Annotated in this window: 17 protein-coding genes; 14 read left to right on the top strand and 3 right to left on the bottom strand. The window is 39.3% G+C overall.

Going from position 1 to position 18,117, the window contains the following annotated elements; all coding sequences use genetic code 11:
• Window positions 1-63: 63 nt before the first annotated feature.
• Both lptG and lptF read right to left on the bottom strand, forming a co-directional pair.
• Complete coding sequence (gene lptG / locus DK858_RS06670) at window positions 64-1,143, bottom strand: LPS export ABC transporter permease LptG (protein ID WP_109396734.1); 1,080 nt, start codon at window positions 1,141-1,143, stop codon at window positions 64-66.
• Window positions 1,143-2,240: an LPS export ABC transporter permease LptF gene (lptF, locus tag DK858_RS06665; protein WP_109396733.1), complete on the bottom strand. Its 1,098-nt coding sequence runs from the start codon at window positions 2,238-2,240 to the stop codon at window positions 1,143-1,145. Before lptF ends, lptG begins: the two co-directional genes overlap by 1 nt.
• 286 nt (window positions 2,241-2,526) lie before the next feature.
• Between lptF and pepA the strand changes: the two genes are divergently transcribed.
• From pepA to DK858_RS06635, 6 genes are all read left to right on the top strand, one after another.
• Window positions 2,527-4,035 carry a leucyl aminopeptidase gene (gene pepA, locus DK858_RS06660; protein ID WP_109396732.1) on the top strand — a complete coding sequence of 503 codons (1,509 nt, stop codon included), beginning with the start codon at window positions 2,527-2,529 and terminating at the stop codon, window positions 4,033-4,035.
• Window positions 4,036-4,140: 105 nt separating this feature from the next.
• Complete coding sequence (locus tag DK858_RS06655) at window positions 4,141-4,590, top strand: DNA polymerase III subunit chi (RefSeq protein ID WP_109396731.1); 450 nt, start codon at window positions 4,141-4,143, stop codon at window positions 4,588-4,590.
• Between the two features lie 13 nt (window positions 4,591-4,603).
• Window positions 4,604-7,492 carry a valine--tRNA ligase gene (locus DK858_RS06650; protein WP_109396730.1) on the top strand — a complete coding sequence of 963 codons (2,889 nt, stop codon included), beginning with the start codon at window positions 4,604-4,606 and terminating at the stop codon, window positions 7,490-7,492.
• 375 nt (window positions 7,493-7,867) lie between these two features.
• Window positions 7,868-8,377 carry a GNAT family N-acetyltransferase gene (locus DK858_RS06645; RefSeq protein WP_109396805.1) on the top strand — a complete coding sequence of 170 codons (510 nt, stop codon included), beginning with the start codon at window positions 7,868-7,870 and terminating at the stop codon, window positions 8,375-8,377.
• A 421-nt stretch (window positions 8,378-8,798) separates the two neighbouring features.
• On the top strand, window positions 8,799-8,966 hold the full coding sequence (locus DK858_RS06640) for a YhfL family protein (protein WP_006535641.1): 168 nt from the start codon (window positions 8,799-8,801) through the stop codon (window positions 8,964-8,966).
• Between the two features lie 362 nt (window positions 8,967-9,328).
• A complete protein-coding gene (locus DK858_RS06635; RefSeq protein WP_109396729.1) occupies window positions 9,329-10,198 on the top strand; it encodes a pirin family protein in 870 nt (289 codons plus the stop codon).
• A gap of 106 nt (window positions 10,199-10,304) precedes the next feature.
• On the opposite strand, the gene rraB is transcribed toward DK858_RS06635, so the two are convergent.
• Window positions 10,305-10,730: a ribonuclease E inhibitor RraB gene (rraB, locus tag DK858_RS06630; protein ID WP_109396728.1), complete on the bottom strand. Its 426-nt coding sequence runs from the start codon at window positions 10,728-10,730 to the stop codon at window positions 10,305-10,307.
• 184 nt (window positions 10,731-10,914) lie between these two features.
• On the opposite strand from rraB, the gene argF reads away from it, so the two are divergent.
• From argF to DK858_RS06585, 8 genes are all read left to right on the top strand, one after another.
• Window positions 10,915-11,919 (top strand): ornithine carbamoyltransferase, encoded by a 1,005-nt coding sequence (gene argF, locus DK858_RS06625; protein WP_109396727.1) that lies wholly within the window; start codon window positions 10,915-10,917, stop codon window positions 11,917-11,919.
• Window positions 11,920-12,266: 347 nt separating this feature from the next.
• The gene (gene pyrB / locus DK858_RS06620; protein ID WP_109396726.1) at window positions 12,267-13,202 is read left to right on the top strand and encodes an aspartate carbamoyltransferase; all 936 of its coding nucleotides are present in this window, start codon (window positions 12,267-12,269) and stop codon (window positions 13,200-13,202) included.
• A 13-nt stretch (window positions 13,203-13,215) separates the two neighbouring features.
• Window positions 13,216-13,674 carry an aspartate carbamoyltransferase regulatory subunit gene (pyrI, locus tag DK858_RS06615; protein WP_006535648.1) on the top strand — a complete coding sequence of 153 codons (459 nt, stop codon included), beginning with the start codon at window positions 13,216-13,218 and terminating at the stop codon, window positions 13,672-13,674.
• Window positions 13,675-13,998: 324 nt separating this feature from the next.
• Window positions 13,999-14,385 carry a RidA family protein gene (locus DK858_RS06610; RefSeq protein ID WP_006535650.1) on the top strand — a complete coding sequence of 129 codons (387 nt, stop codon included), beginning with the start codon at window positions 13,999-14,001 and terminating at the stop codon, window positions 14,383-14,385.
• A 344-nt stretch (window positions 14,386-14,729) separates the two neighbouring features.
• Complete coding sequence (gene nrdD, locus DK858_RS06600) at window positions 14,730-16,868, top strand: anaerobic ribonucleoside-triphosphate reductase (RefSeq protein ID WP_109396725.1); 2,139 nt, start codon at window positions 14,730-14,732, stop codon at window positions 16,866-16,868.
• Between the two features lie 4 nt (window positions 16,869-16,872).
• Complete coding sequence (gene nrdG, locus DK858_RS06595; protein ID WP_109396724.1) at window positions 16,873-17,337, top strand: anaerobic ribonucleoside-triphosphate reductase-activating protein; 465 nt, start codon at window positions 16,873-16,875, stop codon at window positions 17,335-17,337.
• A 26-nt stretch (window positions 17,338-17,363) separates the two neighbouring features.
• Window positions 17,364-17,573, top strand: coding sequence for a hypothetical protein (locus tag DK858_RS06590; RefSeq protein ID WP_023583554.1), 210 nt, complete (start codon window positions 17,364-17,366; stop codon window positions 17,571-17,573).
• Between the two features lie 174 nt (window positions 17,574-17,747).
• The gene (locus DK858_RS06585) at window positions 17,748-18,110 is read left to right on the top strand and encodes a hypothetical protein (RefSeq protein WP_109396804.1); all 363 of its coding nucleotides are present in this window, start codon (window positions 17,748-17,750) and stop codon (window positions 18,108-18,110) included.
• Window positions 18,111-18,117: the final 7 nt, after the last annotated feature.

The raw sequence follows: 18,117 nt of genomic DNA, 5'->3' as shown, positions 1-18,117 counted from the left end.
TAACGATAAAAAAAGCGCCTTATTTAAGGCGCTTTTTGTTTTTCTGGCTGAAGTAGATATTACCTAGCGATTACGTCTCATCAATAACCATAGACTCAATGTTAGGAATAATATTGCTGGTACTAATGCTGCAATCACGGCAGGTATGCCATAAACCAAACTTAATCGTCCTGAAACTTCATTGACGATATAAAACAGGAAACCAAAAGAGATCCCTGTTAGAACTCTTAATCCCATTGGTACAGTACGTAATGGGCCAAAGATAAATGACAGTGCCATTAACATCATTACCGCAACAGAGATTGGAGCAAAGATTTTTTTCCAGAAATTCAATTCATAGTTTGCTGATTCTTGCCCGCTCTGTTTTAGATATTTTACGTACTGATAGAGCCCACTGATCGATAATGCATCCGGATCTAATGCCACAACACTTAACTTTTCTGGCGTTAATCGTGTTGGCCATTCAAGTGATACCTGTTTTTTACCTGTGATTTTTTGTGGATCCGTCAAGTCTGACTGTTCGACTTGCTTCAACATCCACGTTTTTTTATTCACATCGTAAGTTGCACTTGATGCATAACGTACCGTTTCTAGTTTTCTATCATTATTAAAATCATAGAGCGTGATGCCTTGCATCTCATTTTGGCTCTTTATTCGATTGATATGAATAAATTGATTGCCATCTTTAGCCCACATACCACGGTTAGTAGAAACTAAAGAGTTACCCATGATTTTTTCAGCACGATAGTTACGTGCATATTGTTCACCTTGTGGTGCACCCCATTCACCAATAAGTACCGTTAACAGTACTAACGGAATAGCGGTTTTCATCACAGAGCCTGCAATTTGCAAACGGGTAAATCCCGATGCTTGCATCACCACTAACTCACTGCGCGTTGCTAATGCACCTAGTCCTAATAACGCCCCCAATAAGGCAGCCATAGGAAAGAAAATCTGCACATCTTTAAGGATATTTAAAATAGCGTAAATACCCGCATCCAGCGTGGTGAAATCGCCTTGCCCTACTTTACGAAGTTGATCGACAAATTTGATAATGCCAGATAGTGAAACCAGCAAAAACAGTGTCATCAAAATTGACTGTAAAATAGTACGCCCGATATATCTATCTAATACACCAAACATCAGGCAACTCCTTTCTTAAAGCGCGCACGGAATTTCCGCATAGGTAAGGTATCCCAAACATTCAATAAGATTGCCAAGGCGAGATAAACGCCATTAACACTCCACATTGCAATGAGGGGGTCCACTTTTCCTTTTTCACCATTAGAGTGCAATGAGCTTTGTAATAAAAAGAACACCAGATAAAGCAACATGGCAGGTAACATACTTAATACGCGACCTTGACGTGGATTTACCTCACTTAAAGGTACGACCATCACCGCCATAATGACAACAGAGAAAATCAAGGTTAAGCGCCAATGGAATTCAGCAATAGACTCTGTTTCATTAGAATGCCAAAGCTCAGACATTGTCTTTTGTTCTACGCGATTGCTGCTAATGGTCGATTCACGGTGTCCAATAACAGCTTGGTAGTCATTAAAATCGGTAATACGAAAATCACGGAGTACTGCCGTACCTTCATAGCGAGTTCCCTCACTCAATACGACTATCTGATTCCCGTTAGGTAATTCTTTGGTATAGCCTTTATCTGCCACCACGACAGAAGGACGCTGATCTTGCGTTGGACGTAATTGTGCAAGGAACACATCTTGGAATTGGTTTCCTTTTACACTACCAAGATAGAGTACCATATTGCGGTCACTGGACATTTTAAATTGCCCTTCCATCAACGCAGCTAAACTTGGATTTGCTTTAGCATCCTCAAGGACTTGCTCTTGATGCACCGAAGACCAAGGAATAAGCCAAATGACATTTCCTGCGGCTAATGCGCTGGTCAGTAATGAGAGCAACAGTGCCGCTTGCACTAATGCTTTCTTACCTATTCCGCACGCATTCATGACGGTTATCTCACTTTCAACATAAAGTTTGCTGTAAGTCATCAGAAGCCCAAGAAAAAGGCTTAATGGAAGAATAAGCTGTGCCATCTCAGGAATTCCCAGCCACAGCAGAGAAATCACGAGGTTTGTAGGAATGTTACCTTCAACAGCAGCCCCTAAAATTTCAACCAATTTCTGGCTAAAAAAGATAAGCATCAAAATAAATAAGATGGCTATCTGACTTTTAAGGGTTTCCCGAGCTAAATATCGAATTATAATCACGCTAGTTATGCCTGTGAAAACTTGTCTTTTTGCAGGAAAATCGCTAACTTCGTTGTATATCTATCATTTGTGCATCTCAGTTAGACATTCTTGCAGCCCAAATGATATCAAAACATGCTATAAACAGGTTCCCAATAAGAACAAGCTTATAAGTTAGCTAAATTAGTTGTATTCAATTAATGCATTTAGCTTAACATAAAAAGTAAACTTTCTATGGGGTAGATTAATGCGGATCACTATTCTAAACGATACTTTCCGTTTTTGTCTTTAATATTCAGGAGAACGCATGGAGTTTAATGTAAAAAGCGGCAGCCCAGAGAAACAACGCAGCGCTTGTATTATCGTGGGGGTGTTTGAGCCTCGTCGTTTATCTCCGATCGCGGAGCAACTTGATAAAATCAGTGATGGCTATATCAGCGCCCTGTTACGCAGAGGTGAACTGGAAGGCAAAGTTGGACAATCACTGCTGTTACATCATGTACCTAATGTTCTCTCTGAGCGCGTTTTACTGATTGGTTGCGGTAAAGAGCGTGAATTGGATGAACGTCAGTATAAACAGATCATTCAAAAAACCATTAACACGCTCAATGAAACTGGCTCAATGGAAGCCGTATGCTTTCTGACTGAGTTACATGTTAAAGGTCGTAATAATTACTGGAAAGTACGTCAAGCGGTTGAGACTGCAAAAGACTGCCTCTATACCTTTGATCAACTGAAAAGCAATAAGACAGAATTACGCCGTCCATTACGTAAGATGGTCTTTAATGTACCTACTCGTCGTGAACTACCAAGTGGTGAACGCGCAATTGCACACGGTTTAGCCATCGCATCAGGCATTAAAGCATGTAAAGATTTAGCTAACATGCCACCAAATATCTGTAATGCCGCTTATTTGGCATCTCAAGCTCGTCAATTAGCAGATTCATCTTCAAATGTCTCTACGCGTGTTATTGGCGAAGAGCAAATGAAAGAGCTAAATATGAATGCTTACCTTGCAGTAGGACAAGGCTCTCAAAATGAATCTTTAATGTCGATTATCGAATATAAAGGCAATAAAGATCCTGAAGCTCGTCCAATTGTGTTAGTAGGTAAAGGGCTGACATTTGACTCAGGGGGTATTTCTATCAAACCGGCTGACGGCATGGATGAGATGAAATACGACATGTGTGGTGCTGCAACGGTTTATGGTGTGATGCGTGTTGTTGCTGAACTCCAGTTACCAATCAATGTCATTGGTGTACTTGCGGGTTGTGAAAACATGCCAGGTGGAAAAGCATATCGCCCAGGTGATATTTTAACAACCATGTCAGGCCAAACCGTTGAAGTATTAAACACCGATGCTGAAGGTCGTTTAGTGCTATGTGACACGTTAACTTATGTTGAACGCTTTGAGCCTGAATTAGTTGTCGATATCGCTACATTAACGGGTGCTTGTATGGTGGCTTTAGGACATCACTACAGCGGATTAATGTCTAATCATAATCCATTAGCACATGAATTAATGAATGCATCAGAGCAAGCAGGTGACCGCGCTTGGCGTTTACCATTAGGCGAGGAGTTCTATGAACAAATCGAATCTAATTTTGCTGATTTAGCAAATACAGGAGGCCGTTTAGGTGGCGCAATTACAGCGGGTTGTTTCTTAGCTCGTTTTGCGACTAAATATAACTGGGCTCACCTAGATATTGCAGGTACAGCATGGCGTTCTGGTAAAGCAAAAGGCGCAACAGGCCGTCCTGTTTCTTTATTATCTCAGTTCTTACTTAATCGCGCGGGTTTGAATAGCGACGAGTAATACCGCATAATTATCAGGGTTAAGGTATTACCCTATTATTATGGTAAATAGAGCAGACTCCAAGAAGGGTATTGCAACGCAATACCCTTCTGTTATCGGGATATCATGAAAAACGCCACGTTTTATTTAATGGAACAACCATCAATACACGATGATTTACAGGCTCATGAGTGGCTTGCCTGTCAACTTACCGCTGAACATTGGCGATTAGGCAAACGTATTTTGTTGGTTTGTGAGTCTCAAGCTCAAGCTGAATTGCTTGATGAGGCATTATGGGCAAGAGAACCACATCAGTTTGTTCCTCATAATCTTGCAGGTGAAGGTCCTCGTTATGGTTCTCCTGTTGAATTATGTTGGCCTGGAAAACGTGGTAATGCACCTCGTGATCTCTTGATTAATTTACAATCTCAATTCGTAGACTTTGCCACAGCTTTCCATGAAGTGATAGACTTTGTGCCTATCGATGAACAATTAAAACAGTTGGCGCGTGAACGATATAAAATTTATCGTAGCGTCGGCTTTACTTTGACAATGGCTACGCCGCCAACCTATTGAATACGTAAAGAATATGGAAAATAAATCCGCACCGAAAGAGCCATCGCTCGACACAACATATAATCCAACAGAAATTGAACAACCTCTGTATCAGCATTGGGAAAAAAATGGCTATTTCAAAGCCAATGGCGATACAACGAAAGAAAGCTTCTGTATCGTGATCCCACCGCCAAACGTCACAGGTAGCCTACATATGGGTCATGCTTTCCAGCAGACCATTATGGATACCATGATCCGTTATCAGCGCATGCAAGGCAAAAACACCTTATGGCAGTCAGGTACTGACCATGCAGGCATCGCAACGCAAATGGTTGTTGAACGTAAAATTGCCGCTGAAGAAGGTAAAAATCGTCATGACTATGGTCGTGATGCATTTATCGATAAAATTTGGGAATGGAAAGCCGAATCAGGCGGTAACATCTCTAACCAAATGCGTCGTTTAGGTAACTCTGTTGATTGGGAACGTGAGCGCTTCACAATGGATGAAGGGTTATCTAAAGCTGTTAAAGAAGCTTTTGTCCGCTTACATAAAGAAGATCTTATCTACCGTGGCAAACGCCTTGTAAACTGGGATCCTAAGTTACACACCGCGATTTCTGATCTTGAAGTCGAAAACCGTGAAGTTAAAGGATCGATGTGGCATCTGCGTTATCCTTTAGCCGATGGGGCAAAAACAGCGGAAGGTAAAGATTACCTGATTGTTGCAACAACACGTCCTGAAACTATGTTAGGTGATACTGGTGTTGCTGTTAACCCAGAAGATCCTCGTTATAAAGATTTAATTGGTAAAGAAATTATTCTGCCAATCGTTAACCGTCGTATCCCTATTTTAGCGGACGAACACGCTGATATGGAAAAAGGCACAGGTTGCGTAAAAATCACTCCAGCTCACGACTTTAATGACTATGAAGTTGGACGTCGTCATCAATTACCAATGATTAATATCATGGATTTTGACGGCAATATCCGTGTAAGTGCAGAAGTATTAGATACTAATGGTGTTGAGTCTGATATTTACAGCACTGAAATTCCAGCAGCCTACCAAGGTATGGAACGCTTTGCTGCCCGTAAAGCAATAGTCGCTGAATTTGAACGTCTAGGTTTACTAGAAGAGATCAAACCTCACGATTTAACTGTACCTTACGGCGACCGTGGTGGTGTAGTTATCGAGCCTTTATTAACAGACCAATGGTATGTTCGTGCAGCACCTTTAGCGAAACCAGCCGTTGAAGCAGTTAAAAATGGCGATATCCAATTTGTACCAAAACAGTACGAAAACATGTACTTCTCATGGATGAACGATATCCAAGATTGGTGTATTTCTCGTCAACTGTGGTGGGGTCACCGTATCCCTGCGTGGTATGACAACCAAGGCAACGTTTATGTTGGTCGTGACGAAGAAGAAGTTCGTCGTGAAAACAATATCGCAGCTGATGTCGCATTACGCCAAGATGAGGACGTACTGGATACATGGTTCTCATCTGCACTATGGACATTCTCAACATTAGGCTGGCCTGAAAATACTGAAGCACTGAAAACATTCCATCCAACGAATGTCTTAGTCAGTGGATTCGATATTATATTCTTCTGGATCGCTCGCATGATCATGATGACCATGCACTTTATCAAAGATGAGGACGGTAAACCGCAAGTTCCATTTAATACGGTTTATATGACAGGCCTTATTCGTGATGAAGAAGGCCAGAAGATGTCAAAATCCAAAGGTAACGTACTTGACCCTCTGGATATGATCGACGGTATTTCATTAGAGAACCTGTTAGAAAAACGTACTGGTAATATGATGCAGCCACAAATGGCTGAAAAAATTGCTAAACGTACTCGCAAAGAGTTCCCAGAAGGAATTGAAGCACATGGTACAGATGCCCTGCGCTTTACCTTAGCGGCATTAGCATCAACAGGTCGCGATATTAATTGGGATATGAAACGTCTATCTGGTTACCGTAACTTCTGTAACAAGTTATGGAACGCAAGTCGCTTTGTTCTGATGAATACAGAAGAGCAAGATTGTGGTTACCAAGGTGGCGAAATGACATTCTCACTCGCTGACCGTTGGATCTTAGCTGAATTTAACAATACCGTTAAAGCCTATCGAGAAGCGTTAGACAACTATCGTTTCGATATCGCTGCCGGTATTTTATATGAGTTCACTTGGAACCAATTCTGTGACTGGTATCTTGAGCTATCTAAACCTGCGGTACACAAAGGTAATGATGCACAAAAACGCGCAGCACGTCATACACTGATTGAGGTGTTAGAAGGCTTACTACGTCTTGCTCATCCAATTATTCCATTTATCACAGAGACCATCTGGCAACGAGTGAAGGAAGTGAAAGGCATTGAAGGTGAAACCATCATGCTACAAGCTTTCCCTGAGTTCGATGCTTCACTGGTAGATGAACAAGCACTTAACGATCTTGAGTGGATCAAAGAAGTGATTGTTGCAGTTCGTAACATCCGTGCTGAAATGAATATTGCACCAGGTAAACCACTTGATGTTATCTTACGTGGCGCTGATGACAATGCTAAACGCCGTGTTAGTGACAATATTGGTTTCTTAAAAGCTATGGGTCGTTTGGCTGATATTCGTCCATTAGCAGAAGGTGAAGAAGCACCATTATCAGTGACTAAACTGGTTAGCGGTGCAGAATTGCTGATCCCAATGGCCGGCTTTATCGATAAAGATGCTGAACTTGCACGTTTAGATAAAGAAATTGAAAAAGTAGAGAAAGATATCACAACTTTAGACAGCAAATTATCTAACGATGGTTTTGTCAGCCGTGCGCCAGAAACAGTTGTAGCTAAAGAGCGTGAACGCTTAGCAACATGCTTAAGTGCAAAAGAGAAGCTGATCGCGCAGAAAATCTCTATCGCCTCTTTATAAGCACTATCGCTTTAAAGACACAGAGATTAATAATGAAAACCCGCGTTTTATCGCGGGTTTTTACTTAGCTTCTTTCAGTCAAAAAATAAAACCATTTTTCACTTTATTTCTTATTATTCTCGGTTCTATTCTCGTCAATATGTATTTCTATTACTTATTTTCTCTTAAATTTAATCATCCACTAAAATATAACGCTAGAAATAAAGAGAGTAAGTAAGCAAAGAAAAAAGGTTTACGGTTTACAAACACGCTTAATCAATTAAGATAGTTTTTGTAGCCATCCGTGCTACTTTCAATGAAGAAGTTCCTTTCCGGTGCTCTCTCAATAAATAATCAAAAAATATTTTACTAATAAGTGAAACGATGAGTGCAACTATGACTGCAATCCAAACTATAACCCCAAATATTGTTATCCGAGCTATTGAAGAAAAAGACAACGCAGGTATTGCACGCGTTATTCGTGAAGTCTCAGCAGAACATGGTTTAACTGCCGATAAAGGCTTTGCTGTTGCCGATCCTATTTTAGATACCCTCTATGAAGTTTATCATCAACCACGCAGTGCTTACTGGGTTGTAGAAATGGATGGAGAAGTTGTTGGCGGTGGCGGTGTCGCACCACTGGCTGGTGGTGATGGCAATACTTGTGAATTACAAAAAATGTACCTTTCATCCAAACTACGAGGCAAAGGTATTGCGAAAAGAATCGTTTTACAATCTCTTGAATTTGGTAAAGAACAAGGCTTTAGCCGTTGCTATTTAGAAACCACAGATATCTTAAAAGCGGCTGTCGGTTTATACGAAAAACTAGGATTCGAATTTATTGATGAAGCATTAGGTAACACTGGACATAGTGATTGTGAGATCCGTATGGTGAAGCCACTTTAAGCGTTCTTGCTGTTCCCTACGTCATACAATAAATAAAATAAGTTCTACTTTACCCGCATTTCTTATGCGGGTTTTTATTAGCCCTAATAGCATCTATTAACACAAATCCTATTTATTAGAATGATATAAATACAGTATATTCTTATGCTTATTTTCATAATTAATTTCTTAATTAACTATTATCAAAAAATTATTAATGAAAGTCTTATCTTAAATATTATTAAAACTCACAAGTTTAAATTTTTTTTCATTTCACTCTAGATAATTATATTTCCCCTCTTAAATAAAATATTATTTATCTTGTTTTATATTTAAAAAAAAAGATTTTTTTATATTGCTATTTATAGCTAATTTAATATCTTTATACGGATAAAGTCATGTATTGGCTTTTATAACTCTAAAATTTAAAAGGAATTTTTCCATGAAAAACTTTGTTAAAATTGCACTTATTGCTTCTGTGATTACTGTAATGACTGGCTGTACTGGTAGCGTATACAATAAAGAAAAAGACTGTAACTATGACTACTTACTGCACCCAGCAGTTTCTGTTTCTAAAATTATTGGTGGTTGTGGCGACACAAACAAATAAGATTTAAGAAACAATCATATTAATAAACTACATTCTGACTTATTGTTGCTAAGAAAGAATGTGGTTTTTTTCTATTTACTAGAAAAATAATAATTAAATTTATTCAATTAAAATATCGTCACTCAATTGTTCAAATATAACCTATTTATTGTTTCTATTTTCCTTATTACATGTATTACATGTCTTTTATTTTTATCCGCTCAAGTTATTCATTTTTTTTGAATACCATCAACAAAATCCCCCTATTTTGTTCATCTCGCGAACACTTTATGATCAGCTTCATTAAGAAATCGCAATAAACTGTATTACCTCCTTCTGTGTCTTGGTTATTGCGGTTTCTTTCCTTAACTTGGAGAACAATCATGACTATCAGACAGATTAATCATATTTATTCGGCGCCAAATTCACACTGGGTAGGCAATGGCTTTCCAGTCAGCACCTTATTTTCCTATCAGGAAAACGGTGAGAAACATAGCCCGTTTCTGCTGATGGATTATGCTGAACCAACACTGTTTAAACCTGTTACCAATGCCCGTGGTGTAGGTGCGCATCCTCATCGTGGGTTTGAAACCGTGACAATCGCTTATCAAGGTGAGGTTTCTCATCATGACTCTAAAGGTCACGCAGGAACCATTACCGCAGGCGATGTGCAATGGATGACTGCTGCTTCTGGTATTTTGCATAAAGAGTATCACTCTGAAAAAATGACCAAAGAAGGTGGCGTATTAGAAATGGTGCAACTTTGGGTGAACCTGCCAACAGCGTACAAAATGACAGAGCCTCGTTATCAGGCACTGAAAGCAGAGGACATCCCCCATGTTGAATTACCTAATAACCAAGGCTATGTCAGAGTCATTGCCGGTGATTACGCCAATACACAAGGAGTGGCAATGACCTACTCACCGCTAAATGTGTGGGATCTGCGTTTAAATCGCGCGGGTGTTTCACATCACAGTATTCCTGAAGGTCATAATGCAATGCTGTTTGTGGTAAAAGGTGCTGTACATATCAATGACAGTGAAATTGCGCGCCAACACGATATGGTGATGTTAGATAATCATGGCGATACGTTGATATTAGAATCAATGGGTGACACCATTGTTTTAATTCTAACAGGTGAACCAATTAATGAACCTATTGCAGGTCAGGGACCTTTTGTGATGAACACGCAAGAAGAGCTACAACAAGCTTTTTATGATTATGACACTGGTAAATTTGGTGTCATGAATTAATGACATTACTTTAAAAACAATAACACCAGTCACAAAGCGATAATTTTGTGGCTGGTGTTATATTGCACTGACAAATCAGGTACAAAAGGACAACATTTAGCAAAAATTAATGTAAACGTGATGACTTATCAGACTCTTCTTCGTCGTCTTCACCTTCTTCATCATCATACTCTGCGTCAGGATCTTCAAAATAAGTCCCCCAACCATCGTAATAGACACCCATTTTTTCAGCTAAATTCATTAATTGCTCAACTTGTGCATCAATAAGTTCAGCATTCAAACCACTCTCACTCACCGCATCAAAGCAAACTAAGATCTCACCAGATTCAACTTCAATTTCCTCAGGTTCCGTTACTTCGTAACCTAATTTAAAGACTTCAACCGCTGCTTTTTCTAGTGTTTCAAAATTTTCACAAGAGATATGGTGCTCAATGGCATACAGTGCATCAGGATCACTGCCATCTTCCAGTAATTCTTCAATAATAAGACGTGTTTCTTCACGTTGTTCTGCTAACTCTTTGCTGTCCGCCATAATCATGCTCCGCAATAGTCTGAAAAGGTATCTTGTTCATTCTCCCACAGGCAGGATCAACACTCCATACTTAATATGATGCCCTTATCGCATACTGTTTAAATTAAAAGTTTTCCTTTAGGGGTTGATGATGAATATTTATTGATATAAATTGAATATAAATTCAATAATAGGATATCACTCTATGAACCCTTTTTATCAAAAATCATTTTTACGCTTACTTGATTTTTCACCTGCAGAAATTCAGCAACTACTGGCATTGTCAGCACAATTGAAAAAAGCCAAAAAATCAGGCCAAGAGACTCAGTATCTTACTGGAAAAAATATCGCACTGATTTTTGAAAAAGACTCAACACGTACCCGTTGTGCATTTGAAGTTGCTGCATTTGATCAAGGCGCAAGAGTGACTTATTTAGGGGGCGGAAGCCAAATTGGGCATAAAGAATCGATAAAAGATACCGCTCGAGTATTAGGACGTATGTATGATGGTATTCAGTACAGGGGTTACGGACAAAAAACGGTAGATGCACTTGCACAATATTCAGGTGTACCTGTTTGGAATGGTTTAACTAATGAATTTCACCCAACACAGTTATTAGCAGATTTATTAACTATCACTGAGCACCAAACTAAACCTTTATCAGAAACAGTCTTTGCTTACCTTGGTGACGCACGCAATAATATGGGAAATACCATGCTAGAAGCGGCAGCATTAACTGGTATGGATTTACGTTTAGTTGCCCCCAAAGCATGTTGGCCTGAAGCAAAATTAATTGCTCAATGCCAAGACATTGCCAAGAAAAATGGTGGAAATATCACACTCACTGAAAATATAGCAGAAGGAGTTAAAAAAGCTGATTTTCTTTACACCGATGTGTGGGTTTCTATGGGCGAACCGAAAGAAGTTTGGAAAGAGCGGATTGCTTTACTTAAGCCTTATCAGGTCAATATGGATGTTATAAAATTAACCGGGAATCCAGACGTTAAATTCCTTCACTGTTTACCCGCTTTTCATGACGAAGAGACAACAATGGGTAAAGCATTAGCTGAAGAATTTAACCTATATGGTGGCTTTGAAGTCACTGATGAGGTTTTTGAATCAAAACACAGCATTGTGTTTGATGAAGCAGAAAATCGTCTTCACACCATCAAAGCGGTGATGGTCGCGACCCTTGCAAATCCGTTCTAAAATACATATTCATGCAAAACACCTCTTTTTTATTGATAAAAAAATAGGTGTTTTTCTCGTTTTATCTCGAGCTTATTGATTTTTAAATTAAAAAAAATTTTTTAGCAAAAAACAAAAGCAAACGCTTGCGCACAACTTTAAGATGCGTATAATGCGCCACAATTTGTCAGGAGGAAAGATGAAACAGCGCCTATTCCAATTCGTAACAAAAACAAGCACCTTAACTGGTCGCAAGCGCATTCTCTTTTTTCCAATAGTCCTATTTTTTAAAACCCCTCTTATTGAGGGGTTTTTTTTGGCCTATAGAAAACCATCTATCGCACAATTCATCGCAAAGGAGAACTCTAATGACTAATCCGCTCTACCAAAAGCATATTATCTCCATCAATGATCTGGACAGGGAAGATTTGGAGTCTGTTCTTCACGTTGCTAATAAACTAAAACAGCAACCTAATAACGAATTGTTAAAAGACAAAGTGATTGCGAGTTGCTTTTTTGAAGCATCAACACGAACTCGCTTATCATTTGAGACAGCAATCAACCGCCTCGGCGCATCCGTTGTTGGTTTTTCTGATGGAAGCAACACGTCACTGGGTAAGAAAGGTGAAACATTAGCGGATACTATTTCGGTTCTTCGCACTTATGCCGATGCTATTGTGATTCGCCATCCTCAAGAAGGTGCTGCGCGTTTAGCTTCTGAATTTGCTGGCGATATTCCGGTACTCAATGCAGGTGATGGCGCAAACCAACATCCAACACAGACTTTACTTGATTTATTTACTATTCAAGAGACACAAGGTCGTTTAGATAATCTCAATATCGCGATGGTCGGTGACTTAAAATATGGCCGAACAGTGCATTCGCTGGCACAAGCATTAGCGAAATTTAAAGGCAATCATCTCTATTTTATCGCCCCTAAAGTACTCGCCATGCCAGAGCACATTCTTCACTTACTGGAAGAAAATGGTGTTGAATATAGCCAGCATGAAACAGTAGATGAAGTCATGCCAGAGCTAGACATTCTCTATATGACACGCGTACAAAAAGAGCGTTTAGATCCCTCTGAATACGCGAATGTTAAAGCACAATTTATCTTAACCACTGCAGATCTGGTGAATGTGAAAGAGAACCTCAAAATCCTACATCCACTGCCACGTATTGATGAAATTACGACCGATGTAGATAAAACACCTTACGCTTATTATTTTCAACAAGCAGGCAATGGTATCTACGCACGTCAGGCATTACTTGCCTTAGTTCTGAATAAAAACTTAGTTCTTTAATAAGGAGCACACCATGACACATGATCACAAACTAAAAGTTGAAGCTATCAAACGTGGGACTGTTATTGATCATATTCCAGCGCAGGTGGGCTTTAAAATTCTTTCACTGTTTCGCTTAACAGAAACGGACGAAAGAATCACCGTTGGTTTTAATTTGCCTTCAGAAAATTTAGGTAAGAAAGACTTAATTAAAATCGAAAATGTCTTTTTAACCTCTGAGCAAGCAAACCGTTTAGCAATGTATGCACCTCAAGCAACGGTCAATATTATCGATGATTATCAAGTCGTTAATAAGATGGCATTAAGCTTGCCTGAACTACTTGAAGATGTGGTGCCTTGTCCTAATAGCAACTGTATTAGCCATAACGAGCCAGTACAAAGCAGTTTCCGAGTCAAAAAACTGGCCTCAGATGTTGTATTAACCTGCAAATACTGTGAAAAAGAGTTCGAACGCCACGCGGTTATTCGTTAATTCTTTTAACTATCTGCTCGCAAGGGCAGATAGTTTTTTATAAAAAAAGAATAATTATCTCTTAAAAGCCCCAAGACTATTTTTACTAAAAATAGAATTAGTCTATTTCCTCTTTTTTATAAAAAATATTACTACGATCTCACTATTTTTATGGACTAAAAGCAGCGTCAATACGCCGTATAACTCTACATTCATTTTCTTTTTATCGATAGAGACTTTATGATAAAGCCTGATATCTGTCATATTGCTAACCTAAAGCACTGGCTATAATAGCGCCACACTAATCGAATGTTAGCGTTAATCTTATAAAAACAGGAGCTCTACATGTCTTACGAAATTAATACCGATAAAGCCCCAGCAGCGATCGGCCCTTATGTACAAGGTGTTGATTTAGGTAATTTAGTGATCACTTCAGGTCAATTACCTGTTGATCCTGCAACTGGTGAGTTTGTTTCTGATAATGCAGCAGAACAAGCTCGTCAATCTTTAGAAAACGTAAAAGCAATCATTGAAAAAGCAGGTTTAACGGTTGCTAATATCATCAAAACCACTGTTTTCGTAAAAGATTTAAATGACTTCGGTACAATCAATGCTGCTTATGAAGCATTCTTCAAAGAGCATAACGCTGCATTCCCTGCCCGCTCTTGTGTTGAGGTTGCTCGTTTACCAAAAGATGCAAAAGTAGAAATCGAAGTTATCGCTATCCGTTAATTTCGTCTCAATAGCAAGCCATAAAAAAGCAAAGGTCTCTTTATGAGCACTTTGCTTTTTTTATGTTCTCACTTTTTGATGAATAATTTATCACTTCTGTTTTTGGCACATATTTACAATTCTACCAATCCCTCTTGATGCCTGATGTAGCAAAAATACCTTGATGTAGATCAGTTTTAATGAAGATTATTTCCCTTTCAATTACTATATATTGTGCTTTAATACATACCGATATACAACATATAGTAATTATACACATCTTATCCACAATAAGCCTGAATGCTGTGCCATCACCTGTTTTTATGGGATTTGAGCCTGTGGATAAATAGTTAAGGAGCAAGATTGTGAAAACCATTGTGATAAAACGAGACGGATGTAAAGTCTCTTTTGACCAAACCCGCATCAGTGATGCTATCAAAAGAGCCGCCGTAGCTTGTGAGATCACTGATGATGATTATTGCGTATCTGTCGCTCAATCTGTTTCACAATCTCTCGCAGGACGTTCGAATGTCGATATCCGTGAGATCCAAGACGCCGTAGAAAATCAGCTGATGGCTGGCAAACATAAAGATGTTGCCAGAGCCTATATTGAATACCGTCATGACCGAGATGTTGCTCGTGAGCAACGTGGAAGACTAACTCAGGAAATCCGAGGCCTTATCGAACAAAGTGATGTCTCTATTCTTCATGAGAATGCGAATAAAGACAGTAAGGTTATCCCTACCCAGCGTGATTTACTTGCGGGTATTGTGGCTAAACATTACGCAAAATTACATATCCTGCCAAGAGATGTGGTACTCGCTCATGAGCGTGGCGAAATTCATTATCATGATCTCGATTACTCACCGTTTTTCCCTATGTTTAACTGTATGCTAATTGACCTTAAGGGCATGTTAAACAATGGCTTTAAAATGGGAAATGCGGAAATAGAACCCCCAAAATCTATTTCAACAGCAACAGCAGTAACTGCACAAATTATTGCACAAGTGGCAAGCCATATTTATGGCGGTACAACGATAAATCGTATCGATGAAGTATTGGCGCCGTTTGTAAAATCAAGTTATGACAAACACTATAAAGTCGCGCAAGAATGGCAAATTGCTGATAAAGAAGCTTATGCTAATGCGCGCACAGAAAAAGAGTGTTACGACGCATTCCAATCTTTAGAGTATGAAGTTAATACACTGCATACCGCTAATGGGCAAACACCATTTGTCACTTTTGGTTTTGGCCTTGGCACCTCAAAAGAAGCACGTTTAATTCAACGTTCTATTCTTGAAAATCGTATGGCTGGCTTAGGAAAAAACCGCAAAACGGCGGTTTTCCCCAAACTCGTTTTTGCCATTAAAGATGGTTTAAACCATAAATTTGGTGATCCTAATTACGATATCAAACAACTTGCTCTTGAATGTGCAAGTAAACGCATGTATCCCGATATCTTAAATTACGATCAAGTCGTTAAAGTAACGGGGTCATTTAAAACACCAATGGGTTGTCGTAGCTTCTTAGGTGTTTACGAAGAAAATGGTGAGATGATCCATGAAGGTCGTAATAATCTGGGTGTTATCAGCCTAAACTTACCGCGTATTGCTATTGAGGCACAAGGTGATGAAGCCACATTCTGGTCACTACTTGACTCTCGCCTTGAATTAGCGAAAAAAGCACTGATGACACGTATTGCTCGTTTAGAAAACGTCAAAGCGCGTGTTGCTCCAATCCTTTATATGGAAGGTGCTTGTGGTGTTCGTTTAAAAGCAGATGATAATGTAGCTGAAATCTTTAAACATGGCAGAGCATCAATCTCATTAGGTTATATCGGTGTCCATGAAACCATTAATGCACTATTTGGCACGCAAACTCACGTTTTTGACGACGAGACCTTAAGAGAAAAAGCCGTGGCGATTATCAATCGTCTACGTGAAGCAACAGATCAGTGGAAAGCAGAGACTGGTTATGGCTTTAGCCTCTACAGCACACCAAGTGAAAACTTATGTGATCGCTTCTGTCGTTTAGATGCAGCAGAGTTTGGCATTATTCCTGGTGTTACAGATAAAGGTTATTACACCAATAGCTTCCACTTAGATGTTGAAAAGAAAGTAAACCCATACGATAAATTAGACTTTGAAGCGCCTTATCCTCCTTTAGCTAATGGCGGTTTTATCTGTTATGGCGAATATCCTAACCTACAGCATAACCTCAAAGCGTTAGAAGATGTGTGGGATTACAGCTATACCCGAGTTCCTTATTACGGGACAAACACGCCGATTGATGAGTGTTATGACTGTGGTTATACCGGTGAATTCTCTTGTACTAGCAAAGGGTTTACTTGCCCACGTTGTGGTAATCACAATCCAGCGAGAGTTTCTGTTATTCGCCGTGTATGTGGATATTTAGGTAGCCCAGATTCACGTCCATTTAATGCGGGTAAGCAAGAAGAAGTTAAGCGTCGTGTGAAACATCTGGCAAATGGTCAGTTAGGTTAACCGTGTGAATTACCATCAATATTATCCTGTTGATGTTGTCAATGGTCCAGGTACTCGTTGCACCCTGTTTGTTTCAGGGTGCATACATCAATGCCGAGGCTGTTATAACAAATCAACGTGGTCATTAACGTCAGGCAAGCCATTTACACAAGAGATGGAAGATCAGATTATTGCCGATCTTCAAGACAGTCGAATCAAACGACAAGGATTATCACTTTCAGGGGGAGATCCCCTACACCCTCAAAATCTTTCTGCTATATTAAAATTGGTACTACGTATTAAAACGCAATGCCCTGAAAAAGATATTTGGGTTTGGACAGGCTACCTACTGGCTGATTTAACCCCAGAACAGCAAGAGGTCGTTAACCATATTGACGTACTGATTGATGGCAAGTTCGTCCAAGAACTTTATGATCCCGCATTACTGTGGCGCGGTAGTAGTAATCAGGTGATCCATAAATTGAAGTAATACACATTGAATTAACTGGAGGATGTATGCCTTTAAGTGATAATAAATATGTAAGCTTTTCTGAAGATCATGAACTGAACTACCATTTAAAAAAATGGGGTAAGAAGCAGTCTAAAGCGAATCGAGAACAACTCGTGAAGCTAGGCACTGAATTGAAAAAGAAACTCGGTGCTAAACATCTTCAACACACTGAAATAGATGCAGAGATAGAAAAAAATCTTTCATCATTTGAGTAACCCCTAAAGGCCCCTAATTGTTATCTAACGATTAGGGGTCACTTCACTATTAAACCACCCTGTTTAATCACACTTGTTATCAAATGCGAATCATTTTCAAAAAAGATAGTCAAAGTGATTAGTTTTGTTTTATTATTAACACTCTTAATTATTCTTTTTACGATGATATTTGATATGAAATTAGCCCTCTTCTCTGTATTTTCAATGATCTTACTTTCAGGTTGTAGCACTACTTGGGAACCCAAAGGTATATCAGATTACACATTACAAGAAGCAAAGCTCATTTGCGATCTTAATGCCAATACTCGCTACCCTATCCGCAAAGAAGTGCTACAACGGACGGTCTATCGCGATGTACAAAAGACATGTCGTAAAGATGATAAAGACCACTGTGGTGATAAAAAAACCTACACTGAACGAGTACCGATGACAGAAAGCTATGTTGAAGACATTAATCAAGAAGACAGAAAAAGCTTCTACACTTCTTGTATGTCTTTAAAAGGGTGGGAACAAAAAAATCATTATTTTTGGGAATAGCTGAAAG

The sequence above is a fragment of the Proteus faecis genome, from assembly GCF_003144395.1.
Classification (GTDB): Bacteria; Pseudomonadota; Gammaproteobacteria; order Enterobacterales; family Enterobacteriaceae; genus Proteus; species Proteus faecis.
This window is presented reverse-complemented; position numbering and strand designations above follow the sequence as displayed.